Here is a 12,138-nt window from a genome sequence, read left to right as displayed (position 1 = left end):
AGATGGATATTTTAACGTGTAAGACGATTTTAATATTCAAAGCACATAGCAGGATATAGTTTTGTAAATATTCAGAAAACGGATATAATAAAACTGTAAGCAAATATGAACAACAAGGAGATGTACAGCATGACAAAAGTAAAAGGGCAAGTCGCATTAGTAACTGGTGGAGGACAAGGGATTGGTGAAGCAATTTGTCGCCGATTAGCTGAAGATGGCTTTAAAATCGGAGTGGCAGATTATAATGAAACAACTGCTGAACAAGTAGCACAAAGTTTAAGAGATGCAGGCTATGAAGCACTTGCAGTTAAAGTCGATGTTTCTGATCGTGACCAAGTATTCAATGCGGTGAATACGGTTAAAGATTACTTCGGCGACTTTAATGTGATTGTAAATAACGCAGGTTTAGGACCACAAACACCTATTCATACAATCGACTATGACTTATACCGCAAAGTCTATGATGTTAACGTCGGCGGTGTATTCTGGGGTATTCAAGCTGCGACAGAAGCATTTGAAGCTTTAGGCCATGGCGGTAAAATTATTAATGCATCTTCACAAGCCGGCCAAGTCGGCAATCCAGGTTTGGCTTTATACAGTTCTACTAAATTCGCAGTACGCGGTGTAACACAAACAGCTGCACGCGACTTAGCTGAAAAAGGCATTACAGTAAATGCTTATTGCCCAGGTATCGTTAAAACACCAATGATGGAAGATATCGCACAAAAAACTGCCGATGAAGCAGGTAAACCATACGAATGGGGAATGGAACAATTCGCACAACACATTGCGTTAAAACGTTTATCAGAGCCATCTGATGTTGCGGCATGTGTTTCTTATCTAGCAGGTCCAGACAGTGATTATATGACAGGTCAAGCTTTAATCATTGATGGCGGTATGGTTTTTAATTAATAGGTTATGTAATCCTTATACAGATGAAACGGCCCTGACGCTTAAATGTGTCAGGGCTGTCGTTTTATTATTTTCTTGGAATACCAATCGCATGGCCGAGTTGTTTTGGTGTTTCAAACTCCCCTTGTTCCTCGTAATAAGATTGGATATTGTTAAACACAAAATCAGGGAACACTGAACTGCGGCGCAGTTTATTGTTTACTGCCATCATGATAACTTCATATGTCGCAGTCGGTGTATGATCTTCATTGAACATTTTTAAAAAGAAATGAACACGTTTTTCATCATAATCATAGACATAAACCTCGACTGAAAACGGCTCATCTAAAAGCATTTCCTTTAAAAACGTTACATGTGCTTCTAAATTGAAAATAGTAGTATCGTGTTTTTGACGATAATCAATAGAAAAGCCCATCTTCGCAAAGAAACCTACCACTGCATCACTGAAAATCGAGAAATATTGTGCATCATGCAAGTGTTGATTATGATCAATCCAAGACGGATGCACTTTGTCATTGTAAGTATAAATATAACCCATAAATAAAGCTCCCCCTTTATTACATATAAGTGAAGTGTATCATAGAAAATAAAAATGAATAGTAAAGGAGCATTGGTGTAAGTATAGAATTTAATATGTGCAGAATGATTGGGTTTTATTAATACAGATAAATGGAAATAAGGTATAATTGTTATTAAATTATGAGAAATATCAATTTGGAGGTCAGCTATGAAAAAACTAGCAATATTGATTAGTGCTTTTGTCATTTTACTCACAGCTTGTGGAGAAAAAAAGGAAGAGGAAAAGAATATAAGTCTTAATGCAAGTCAAAATACAAAAAAGAAAATAAATAAATTAAGCAATAACGAAATAGAAATAAATGGAGTCAAAGTAAAAGTATTGAAAACAGAATTTAAACCGATGGGTAGTGAAGAGTTTCAAAAGAAACCTTTATTTATAATTCATTATTCAGTTACTAATACTACTAATAGAGAAGTACGACCTTTAACAGAATGGTCAGCAGATTTTGAAGTTTATCAAGATACCAAAGATGTTCAAAAGAGATTAAATCACGGCATAGTAATGGACAAAAATTATCAGGATATCCTTCAAAGAAATGCAGATATCATAAAAAAAGGGGCAACAGTACAGACAATCGAACCCTATGAATTAGAGGATGATAAAAGTCCAGTGTTAATTAAAGCAAGAAATCTAAGTACTAACGAATCTCTAGGACAAATAAAAGTAAATATTCAAAAATAATTGAAGGAAGTTTTTCTATGATCGCAATCAGTGCTTGTTTAATAGGAGATAATGTAAGGTATGATGGTTCGAACAAACTTAATACTGAGTTAAAGTCATTGGTTGAACAGGGCAAGGCAATTAGTATTTGTCCTGAGGTGTTAGGAGGACTTTTGACACCGAGAGAAGCCGCAGAAATTGTAGGCGGTGATGGACGTGATGTATGGCAAGGTACTGCAAAAGTGATAACGAAAACAGGGGAAGATGTGACTGAGTCATTTAAATCAGGCGCACAATTTGCCTTAGAAATTTTGAAGGAACAGGGTTGTACAGGTGTCATATTGAAATCAAAAAGTCCGTCTTGCGGTTGGAGTGAAATATATGATGGTTCATTTTCAGGTCAACTTAAACAAGGCAAGGGTGTAAGTGCAGCATTATTTGAACAACAAGGTATAACGCTTGCTAATGAATTTAATTGGAAAGGAAAATTTGAGGTTTAAAATTCATACTGTTTACCATTACGGCAACGTATGTTGAAACCAAGTGTACCGCACAAAATCAGATTCTATGCCCCTTGTAAAGCTTATTGAATTAGGCTTTATAGGGGCTTTTATTATTTGATTGCATTATTTAAAGAGGTGCAGGAGAGAGTCAGAATGACTGTGTTTCTGTAGTGTTTTAAGGGCGAGTAGTTTAAAGGATATATCTTAGCAAGTTACCCCTTATTATAAAGCTGATTCCATTTATTCATTTCATTAGTTATTTGCTTATGTGTTATCCCCTTTTCATAATGAGTGTTAAGGTTCAATATATCTTAAAATTTCTAATTATACTAAATATATTTATCGAAAAAGTTGAAAAAATATTTGGATAAGGTATGATGAGTAGTGAAAAAAATAGTTCTTATTAAGAGTGAGTGGAGGGACTTGGCCCTGTGAAGCTCCAGCAACAACCGTCAGGTGAAGTGCTAAATCCAACAAGGAAACTTGAAAGATAAGAAGACGTACGTGAAGCGCTTCTTCTTGCAAGGAGGGCTATTTTATTTATCCAAAATCAGAAAAGGTGGTAAATAAAATGACAACATCTACTAAAGAACAAATCAGAGGGAAAATGGCAGAACTTGAGCAATGGGAAGCTTATAAGCCGATGAATATGGCTAGCAGTATGGGAAGAAAAGCGCAGATTCATGATATTGAGGCAACAATCAGACAGATGGTTCCATTAGAAGTCATTAAAGAGTGGTTAGAAGAAGAGTAATTTATTCGCAATTGATGCATGTTAATATTAAATGTGAATTTCATAGTTGACAGAATATTCTTTTAATTATAGACTAGGATTAATTCAAATAATATTAATTGATTATGATGAGTAAAGTAAATATTGAAGAATTATCAGAGAGCTTTTGGTTGGTGTGAAAAAGCAATTCGACAATATCGAAAATGGACTCTGAATCTGTTAGCTGAATTGTGAGGTTAACACGTGGTCGCATACGTTACCATTGCGAAAGTATGATAGTACTTTAGAGGAGAAGTATGTTATTTGTGCTTCTTGAAACCGGGTGGTACCGCGCAGAATCAGATTCTACGCCCCTGTAAAGCTTATTAAATCAGGCTTTATGGGGGCTTTTTATTATTTGAGGACTTATTTTAAACAGATACAAGGGGGAAATCAGAATGACTGAATTATTACGTTATGATATTGTAGGAAGTTTCTTAAGACCAGAGGCGTTAAAAGAGGCACGTGCCGCATTTGAAAAAGGCGACATTGATCAAAATGAATTAACAGAAGTGGAAAATAGAGAAATTAAAACATTGATTAAGAAACAAGTAGAGAATGGTTTGAAATCTATTACAGATGGAGAGTTTAGAAGAAGCTGGTGGCATTTGGATTTCTTCTGGGGTCTGAATGGTGTAGAGCAAGTTAAAGACGAAGGCGGTTATGCATTCTCTGAGGGCCCTTCTCGTATTGAGACGGCACGTTTATCGGGACCGATTTCAGGTGAAAACCATCCATTTGTGGAACATTTTAAATTCTTATCAGCACATACACCAGAAGGTATTGAAGCACGTCAGACAGTACCTGCACCGGCACGTTTATTCTCAGAGCTGACAAGAAAAGAAAATTTAGACCAAACACGTGCATTTTATAAAGATGATGATGCATTGATCGATGCAATTGCGAAAGCGTACCAAACGGTTATCGAAGATCTGCATGATGCTGGATTAAAGACGATTCAATTTGATGATACAACTTGGGGCCGTTTAGTAGGCGACCAAACAGAAATCAACGGCAAGAATGGCGATCCGAAAGAAAAAGAACGTTTAAAACAGCTTTTCGCAGACGTTAATAACCGAGCAATTGCACTTTTACCTGAAGATTTAAGAGTACAAACACATATCTGCCGAGGCAACTATCGTTCGACTTGGTTTGCGTCAGGAGCATACGATACAGTCGCAACACCATTATTCGACCAAGAAAATGTGGATGCATACTTGCTTGAATATGATAGTGACCGTTCAGGCGGCTTTGAACCGCTGCAATACGTTTCAGGCGACAAGCAAGTGGTCTTAGGGTTAATCACTTCAAAAGACGGTGAATTAGAAGATAGAGATGAAGTATTAAACCGTATAAAAGAAGCAGCACAATATATTCCATTAGAACGTTTGGCATTAAGTACACAATGCGGTTTTGCGTCTACTGAAGAAGGCAATAATTTAACAGAAGCGCAGCAATGGGCAAAGATTCGTTTAGTTAAAAGTATCGCAGAAGAAGTTTGGCCCGAAAAGGTAAAAGGCTGATTTTTTCGTATCTGAACAATATAATATATAGTTTGAATACAGAGCAGCACTCATTATCGAGGACTGCTCTTTTATTTTGCGTTCAACATACGCTTTACAAAAGTCATGAAGTTGACAATTATTTTAATACACTACCTTGCATAGTTTAATAGTAAAGGGTATATTATAAATGAACCACTACTAAACATTGCACAGTACTGAGTAATGTATATGGAGGATTGCCATGAACATTCAATTTAAGAAAGGAGCGCTTGAGTTTTTAGTCTTACTCATTATTAAAGGTGAAGACCAATACGGCTATTCGCTTGTTCAAAAGATTACACCGCGTATCACAATTGCGGAAGGTACAGTCTACCCTTTAATGCGCCGCTTAGTTAAAGAAGGCTATTTAACCACTTATTTCAAACCGTCCACTGAAGGCCCGGCACGAAAGTATTACCGTATTACTGATGAAGGTCTAGAACGTTTAGACGCATTGCTTAAAGAATGGAAAGCATTTACCGCAGCTGTTGATTTATTTATTGAGGAGAGTGAGACAGATGAGTAAAGAAGAATATTTAAAGTTGCTAAATCGTTATTTGACCAGAGTTTCACCAGAAGAAAGACAAGATATTCTCGCTGAATACGAAACGCATTTCATCAGCGGCAAAGCAGCAGGAAAGACTGAAGCAGAAATTGCCAGTGAACTTGGGAACCCAAAAGAAATCGGGCGTGAAATGAGTGCTGCAAATGCGATGGAAAAAGCTGAAGGTGATCGTAATGCCGGCAATGTGACCAATGCGGTGCTCGCAGTAATGGGTCTCAGTATTTTAAACTTCTTTGTGGTAACAGTTATCCTTGCGTCGCTTTTCGGCATCTTATTCGGCTTGATAGTTGCGACGATTTCACTGCTCGCAACACCGCTCTTACTCATCGTAAAAGGTATCATGGAAGGCTTCGATCAAATCATTCCATTAGATATCTACACGGCTTTCACTTGTTTCGGAGTAGGATTGATGTGCTTTACAGTAACGTATCTTGCTTGTAAATGGAGCTTCATCCTCTTTATGAAGTATCTGCGCTGGAATATTAAAGTAGTGAAGGGAAGTGCACAATCATGAAGAAAGCACTCATTATTATCTTTAGTGCAGGATTGCTGATGACGATTGGTTTTGGCATAGCAGCGTATGTAGAAGGTAAGAAACTTGCACAACAACCAGATCACCCGATGCATTATGAAAAAGATTATGCGAACCAAGATGCTGAGATTAAAAAGCTTGATATTAAAACACAGGCCTCTGATATTAAAATCAAACGCGGCCAGCATTTCAATGTAAAAGGCGAGGGCGGAATCAAAGGTAAAAACAGTATTTCAAGTTCAGTTGAAAACGGCACATTAAAAGTACAAGAACACTATCGACAGCCGACCATTAATTTCCGCTTTGATGGTCATAAAAGCAGCGAAGTTACCATCACTGTTCCTGATCGTCTCTTAGATGAAGTGGTGATTAATAATGATACAACGGATATCACGATAGAAGACTTAAAATCTGAAAGCCTGCGTACTCAAGTAGATACGGGAGATCTCACATTGAAAACATCACATATCGATCGTATCGATACTAAGAGTGATGCAGGAGATATCCTTATAGACCGTACTGAGTTTAAAGATTTGAAATTAGAAAATGATGTTGGAGATTCAATAATAAAAGGAATTAAGGGCGATGCAAATATCAAAGCTGTCACAGATACAGGAGATATCACTGTAAAATATGCCCAAGCACCGCATAATACCAAACTAGAAAATGACAGTGATGAAGACACATCCAGCATTGATGTCTATCAACCTGAATTAAAAGCTAAGCAGTATGGCAAAGGTACGTATACACTGCAATTACAAACAGATACAGGTGCAATAGAAGTACATTAAATCATGATAGGAGGGCTGAGTAATAATTGCTCAGTCTTTCTTTTGGTGTAAATATTCCATAATATTAAATTTGTTTTTAAGAATAAAACAAATGCCTTTTTTCTTGTTATTGAATACGTTAGAATATGCGTTGCGATTTTTTAACACAGAAGAAAGGAGCGACTTATGGTCAATATATTATCAGCCATCGGTTCAATCGGAACCTTTATTATGGCGTGTTTCTATTTAATATCTGTTTCTATACAGTTATATCAAATGCGTATTTCCTTCATACCAGCCATCGGCTTTGATCAAATCTTATTGAAGACTGGCAAAGACGGGCATTTGAAGTTATTTAATATAAATACAACAGGAGAAGACAGCAATCGCTTTTTAAAACTTTATAACTTAGGCGGCGGTGCCGCAAAAGAAGTTGTAGTGACTATTACGCATATGGGAAAAGAAGAAGTCTTGCAAAGAAAGTATGTCAGTATTTTGCCGAGTAAAGAATTCTACCTTGTGCCGATTAATGAAGGTGTTTTCCATGAATTAGAGGAAACGATTAAACAAAACGGCTATGAAGCGAGCTTAAAAGTGAACATCGACTTTAAGCATAATTTAAGCCGTAAATATCAGCACTTGGAATTATTCGGAAAAATCGACAGCTTCAACCAATTTGATGAAGAAACAATCTATGAATTGCAATTTGTGCAAAAATCCGCAGTGAATGTATAGAAAATGACTCCAGACAAAGAAGTTTGGAGTCGTTTTTTTACGGTAATGAGAGTTGTGAGCATAAACACTTGCATTATTTCGGAAGTAGTATTATTATATGAAGTATAATAAGTATATCGGAAGAAGAACCGCTTTACTATGATACAAATATAAATAGTAAAAGGGGAACTTATTCAAAGAAGAGGAGCTGAAGTTAAATGAAAAACTTAAAAGGAATGCACCATGTTACTGCTATTACAAGTGACGCTGTTAAAATTTATGACTTCTTTACTGATGTTTTAGGCATTAGATTAGTGAAAAAAACTGTAAACCAAGATGATATCCAAACGTACCATTTATTCTTTGCGGATGATGAAGGGAATGCCGGAACTGACGTGACATTCTTTGATTTCCCTGGAATTCCAAAAGGCACACACGGAACTGATGAAATTGCACGTATTACACTTCGTGTCCCATCAGATGCGGCGATTGATTTCTGGAACAAACGTTTTGACGAATTAGATGTAAAACACGATACGCCAAGCGAAAGATTCGGTAAAAAAATCATTGAATTCGAAGACTTCGATGGACAACAATACACATTGATCTCTGATGAAAAAGATGCGGCTGATAGTGTAGAACCAGGTGTCGCATGGAAAAATGCGCCAGTACCTGAAGAATATGCGATTGTTGGTTTAGGCCCAATCGAATTAAACGTAAGCCGTTTTGACCCATTCAAAGCTGTATTCGAAGAAGTTTATGGCTATAAAGAAGTAGATCAAGAAGGCGACTATCACTTATTCGAAACAGGCAAAGGCGGCAACGGCGGACAAGTGATTGTGCGCAAACTCGGCGGCAACCCAGGTATGCAAGGTTACGGTACAATTCACCACACAGCATTCCGTGTCGCTGACAAAGAAGGATTAGATGAATGGATTGACCGTTTGAATGAATATCAAATCGGCAACTCTGGATTTGTGGAACGTTACTTCTTCAAATCACTTTATTCTAAATTCTATCCTGGTATCTTAATTGAAATTGCGACAGATGGTCCAGGATTCATGGGTGATGAAGACTATGAAACACTAGGTGAAAAATTATCATTACCTCCATTCTTAGAACCAAAAAGAGAAGCAATCGAAGCACAAGTGCGTCATATTGATACGACACGCCACAACCAACCTGGCCGTAAAAATCAATAATTAATAACTCTAGGAGGCAGATACGATGGCATTAAGTATGAAACACATTTTCAAAAAAGGTAACGGTGAAGATCAACCGACATTTATTCTCTTGCACGGTACTGGCGGCGATGAATCAGATTTATTCCCGCTCGCATTACGCTTGAACCAAAACTATAATATGCTGGGTATGAAAGGCAACGTAGATGAAAACGGTATGACACGTTTCTTCAAACGCCACGGCGAAGGTCAATATGACTGGGAAGATTTAGAGGAACGCGGTACAGAGTTATACGACTTCTTAAAAGAAGCTGCTGAAGAATATGACTTTGATTTAGAAAAAGCAATCTTAGTCGGATTCTCAAACGGTACAAACATTGCGATTAACTTGTTATTGCGCGACAACACTAAATTCGATAAAGCATTATTATTCGCATGACTTTACCCGACACAAATTGATGACGTTAAAGACTTAAGTCACATGGACATTTACCTTTCAATGGGTACACATGATCCTATCGTACCTGTATCTGAAAGCGAACGCTTAATTGATTTATTCAAACGTTCAGGCGCAAATGTAACAACACACTGGACACAATCACACGGCATTACAGAACAATCATTAAACGACGCAGATAAAGTCGTTAACGGCAACAACTAAAAAAACATGATCACTCTAAAATAGATAGCATTAAAGACACGTGATTGAAGGACCTCCAAAACAAATTCAATCAAAACCCCCAAAATAACAAGAGACCTGGCACAACCAAAGTGGTTGCGACCAGGTCTTTTTCTCTGTGTAACTATTTTATTTTGTCTTTTGCGTTTAATAATGCAAGTACTTTTTTTGCGACACGTTTAGGAGATTGAGGGTTCTGACCTGTGACTAAATGATAATCTGTGACAGTATATGGACAAAATGGTAATGCAGCTTTAGTATAATCAGCACCTTGTGCGAATAATTGATCTTCTAACATAAATGGTACTAACTTTTTACGATGAGCCAACTTTTCTTCGAAATTAGAGAAGCCTGTGAGTTTTTTGCCGGATACATAATAAACGCCATTTGTATCTTTGAAATCTAAGAAAGCACAGATCCCATGGCAAACTGCTGAGACAATACCGCCTTGTTCTCTGACTTTTGAAATCACACGTTGAATATCAGGATTTCCTGGGAAATCATACATGACACCATGACCTCCTGTGAAATAAACAGCATCATAATCTTTAGGATTGATTGTCTTAATAGAGGGTGATGTTTCTAACAATTGCATAAATGCTTGATTGTTTTGGTATTGCTTGGTTAATTTATCCAGCATAAGTTTGGAGGTACTGACTGGATCAATAGGCGTTGCGCCTCCTTTAGTATTGACGATATCCATTTGGATATGATTACGGTGCATGACGTCATAAAAATGAACGAGTTCGCCTAGCCACAAACCAGTAGCAACATCAAAATTTTCGAAATGGTCGACACTTGTATTGACGATTAGAACTTTTTTAGGCATGTAATTTCCTCCTGTTATGGTTTAAAAGGATTATACAGCAATTGAGTCTTTTTCGAACATAATAATGCACTGCAAGCATTAACTAAAGTTAAGAATTTGTTAATGATGCGTTAATTGGAAAAGAGGGCAAGAGACATTAAAATTAACTTGTGCTTAAGTAGTCTGAAATTAAGCATGACACACATTTTGTTATTTTTTTGTTATTTCTTTGATGTTTTATATTGTGTTTTTTCTTTTTTCTCTTTTCTATTTTTCTTTTTTCTTTTTTGTTTAATGAATTGCTCAGATGTTGTCTATGAAAGCTTAAGTAAAAAAGTTGTAGAAAAATTTTTAAGAAATAAGTAGAGGAAGCCTGGATTTTGATCAGCATTCGAAGTCCAGGCTTTGTTTATGATTATTGATAGTGAGGTATGGAGGTTGTCAATGAGTGTCGCAATATTAGGTTTATTCTTTTTAGTAAGGTTGTATTATTTATCTATTTCAATGAAACACGAGCGGCTTTTAATTGCACAGGGTGCAGTAGAACATGGTGCAAGAAATTCTAAGTACCTTGCATGGGTACATATTTTAATCTATTTATTGAGTTTTAGTTATGCAGTTATTTATCACCCTCCCTTTGATAGGATCGCTCAAGCGGGAACTTTGTTATTAATCGGGAGTTATATTGTATTATTTTGGGTAATTCATACACTAGGACCGATTTGGACTCTGAAAATATATATTCTTAAAGAGCATAATGTAATAAAAACGGGTATATTTAAGTACATCAAGCACCCAAATTATTTTTTAAATATTATACCTGAGTTGATAGGGGTTATCTTATTTACACACGCTTATCCTGCAGCAATTTTACTGCTGCCGTATGCGTATATACTCTTTGTACGTATCAAACAAGAAGAGCGCGCAATGTCACATCTTAAATAAGTTGCATCAAAGACTAGAAAATACACCAATGTTTTCTAGTCTTTTTAATTAATACATTTAAATATTAAATTACGCTTAACCTTTTGTGGAAATAGTCCGTGTAATCATTCTATAATAGGATTACAACTGAGATGGAGTGAGTTGAATGTTAAAAGTTAAAGCACCAAAAGCACTCTTTTTAGAAGGCGGATCTGAAGCGGTTCTATTATTGCACTCTTTTACAGGTACAATACAAGATGTGAAAGCACTTGCTGAGGCATTGCATGCAAAAGGTTATACTTGTTACGCACCTTGTTACAGAGGACACGGCTTGCCTGTATCTGAATTTGTTCAATACGATATCAGAGATTGGTGGGAAGACGCAGAAGCAGCATATGGTTTTCTTCATGCGAAAGGTTATACCAATATCAATGTAGCAGGCGTATCATTAGGCGGTATTTTTGCATTGAAGTTAGCACAGCAGTTTGACGTTGCACGTACGATTGCGATGTCTGTTCCTTACACAAAATCTCAAGCGGGTGTCTTAAGCAGATTGAACCATTATGGTACACGTCTGCAATATTACATCGGATGTACAGAGGAAGAACAAGCAGAACAAATGGCTTATGTTCCTGCTTATCGTGAAGGTGCAGCGCATTTTGAGGCATTTGTGAATCAGACTATGAATGAATTGAACAAAGTGACATCACCGACATTCGTTGCGTACGGCGGTGCTGATGATCAATCCTATCATGAAAGTGCAAAAAAGATTGTTCAGAATCTGACACAAGCTGTGTCAGCGGAACTGCATAGTTATGCACATGCCGGTCATTTGATCACAAGAAGTTCACAATTAGAAGAAATTATTGATAATATTATTAAATTTTTGTATAAATCGTAATATTTACGTGTAAGCGTTTTACATATTAAGAAAAGTAGCGTAAAATCATATAAGTATAATCGACTATTAATGTATCAGAGTGCTTGGATGTGT

At 36.7% G+C, this 12,138-nt stretch carries 14 protein-coding genes, 1 pseudogene, 1 riboswitch and 1 other annotated feature; of the genes and pseudogenes, 13 read left to right on the top strand and 2 right to left on the bottom strand.

All coding sequences use genetic code 11. The features are described 5' to 3' along the window. Nucleotides 1-129 precede the first annotated feature (129 nt). Nucleotides 130-912 (top strand): (S)-acetoin forming diacetyl reductase, encoded by a 783-nt coding sequence (locus tag MUA90_RS13175; protein WP_262587394.1) that lies wholly within the window; start codon nucleotides 130-132, stop codon nucleotides 910-912. A gap of 67 nt (nucleotides 913-979) precedes the next feature. On the opposite strand, the gene MUA90_RS13170 is transcribed toward MUA90_RS13175, so the two are convergent. Beyond that, complete coding sequence (locus MUA90_RS13170; protein ID WP_105994482.1) at nucleotides 980-1,450, bottom strand: thioesterase family protein; 471 nt, start codon at nucleotides 1,448-1,450, stop codon at nucleotides 980-982. A 189-nt stretch (nucleotides 1,451-1,639) separates the two neighbouring features. Here MUA90_RS13170 and MUA90_RS13165 point away from each other — a divergent pair, with 189 nt between their 5' ends. From MUA90_RS13165 to MUA90_RS13120, 10 genes and pseudogenes are all read left to right on the top strand, one after another. Next, nucleotides 1,640-2,173, top strand: a complete 534-nt coding sequence (locus MUA90_RS13165) for a DUF5067 domain-containing protein (RefSeq protein ID WP_262587393.1) — start codon at nucleotides 1,640-1,642, stop codon at nucleotides 2,171-2,173. Between the two features lie 17 nt (nucleotides 2,174-2,190). After that, nucleotides 2,191-2,652, top strand: a complete 462-nt coding sequence (locus MUA90_RS13160; protein WP_262587391.1) for a 2-thiouracil desulfurase family protein — start codon at nucleotides 2,191-2,193, stop codon at nucleotides 2,650-2,652. A gap of 400 nt (nucleotides 2,653-3,052) precedes the next feature. Beyond that, nucleotides 3,053-3,152, top strand: a riboswitch (SAM riboswitch). A gap of 74 nt (nucleotides 3,153-3,226) precedes the next feature. Next, nucleotides 3,227-3,409 (top strand): hypothetical protein, encoded by a 183-nt coding sequence (locus MUA90_RS13155; RefSeq protein WP_105994485.1) that lies wholly within the window; start codon nucleotides 3,227-3,229, stop codon nucleotides 3,407-3,409. A 95-nt stretch (nucleotides 3,410-3,504) separates the two neighbouring features. Further along, nucleotides 3,505-3,746, top strand: a binding site (T-box leader). A gap of 79 nt (nucleotides 3,747-3,825) precedes the next feature. Continuing rightward, nucleotides 3,826-4,950 carry a 5-methyltetrahydropteroyltriglutamate--homocysteine S-methyltransferase gene (locus tag MUA90_RS13150; RefSeq protein ID WP_262587390.1) on the top strand — a complete coding sequence of 375 codons (1,125 nt, stop codon included), beginning with the start codon at nucleotides 3,826-3,828 and terminating at the stop codon, nucleotides 4,948-4,950. Between the two features lie 223 nt (nucleotides 4,951-5,173). Beyond that, complete coding sequence (locus MUA90_RS13145; protein ID WP_114604064.1) at nucleotides 5,174-5,497, top strand: PadR family transcriptional regulator; 324 nt, start codon at nucleotides 5,174-5,176, stop codon at nucleotides 5,495-5,497. Beyond that, nucleotides 5,490-6,050 carry a DUF1700 domain-containing protein gene (locus tag MUA90_RS13140; RefSeq protein WP_262587387.1) on the top strand — a complete coding sequence of 187 codons (561 nt, stop codon included), beginning with the start codon at nucleotides 5,490-5,492 and terminating at the stop codon, nucleotides 6,048-6,050. The genes MUA90_RS13145 and MUA90_RS13140 overlap by 8 nt, the downstream gene beginning before the upstream one ends. Next, nucleotides 6,047-6,859, top strand: a complete 813-nt coding sequence (locus MUA90_RS13135; RefSeq protein WP_262587386.1) for a DUF4097 domain-containing protein — start codon at nucleotides 6,047-6,049, stop codon at nucleotides 6,857-6,859. Before MUA90_RS13140 ends, MUA90_RS13135 begins: the two co-directional genes overlap by 4 nt. A gap of 165 nt (nucleotides 6,860-7,024) precedes the next feature. Further along, nucleotides 7,025-7,573, top strand: coding sequence for a hypothetical protein (locus MUA90_RS13130; RefSeq protein ID WP_262587385.1), 549 nt, complete (start codon nucleotides 7,025-7,027; stop codon nucleotides 7,571-7,573). Nucleotides 7,574-7,770: 197 nt separating this feature from the next. Then, nucleotides 7,771-8,754, top strand: a complete 984-nt coding sequence (locus MUA90_RS13125) for a ring-cleaving dioxygenase (RefSeq protein ID WP_262587383.1) — start codon at nucleotides 7,771-7,773, stop codon at nucleotides 8,752-8,754. 37 nt (nucleotides 8,755-8,791) lie between these two features. Continuing rightward, a pseudogene (locus MUA90_RS13120) lies at nucleotides 8,792-9,394 on the top strand (alpha/beta hydrolase). 142 nt (nucleotides 9,395-9,536) lie between these two features. Here MUA90_RS13120 and MUA90_RS13115 read toward each other — a convergent pair. Then, entirely contained in the window at nucleotides 9,537-10,241 is a 705-nt protein-coding gene (locus MUA90_RS13115; RefSeq protein ID WP_262587381.1) for a type 1 glutamine amidotransferase domain-containing protein, read from the bottom strand. A gap of 423 nt (nucleotides 10,242-10,664) precedes the next feature. Here MUA90_RS13115 and MUA90_RS13110 point away from each other — a divergent pair, with 423 nt between their 5' ends. After that, on the top strand, nucleotides 10,665-11,165 hold the full coding sequence (locus MUA90_RS13110; RefSeq protein ID WP_262587380.1) for an isoprenylcysteine carboxyl methyltransferase family protein: 501 nt from the start codon (nucleotides 10,665-10,667) through the stop codon (nucleotides 11,163-11,165). A gap of 145 nt (nucleotides 11,166-11,310) precedes the next feature. Beyond that, on the top strand, nucleotides 11,311-12,045 hold the full coding sequence (locus tag MUA90_RS13105; protein ID WP_262587378.1) for an alpha/beta hydrolase: 735 nt from the start codon (nucleotides 11,311-11,313) through the stop codon (nucleotides 12,043-12,045). Nucleotides 12,046-12,138 lie beyond the last annotated feature (93 nt).

This window comes from Staphylococcus sp. IVB6181 (genome assembly GCF_025561445.1).
GTDB classification, from domain to species: domain Bacteria; phylum Bacillota; class Bacilli; order Staphylococcales; family Staphylococcaceae; genus Staphylococcus; species Staphylococcus simulans_B.
The sequence above is the reverse complement of the archived record's forward strand: the minus strand, read 5'-3'. Positions and strand labels throughout refer to the sequence as shown.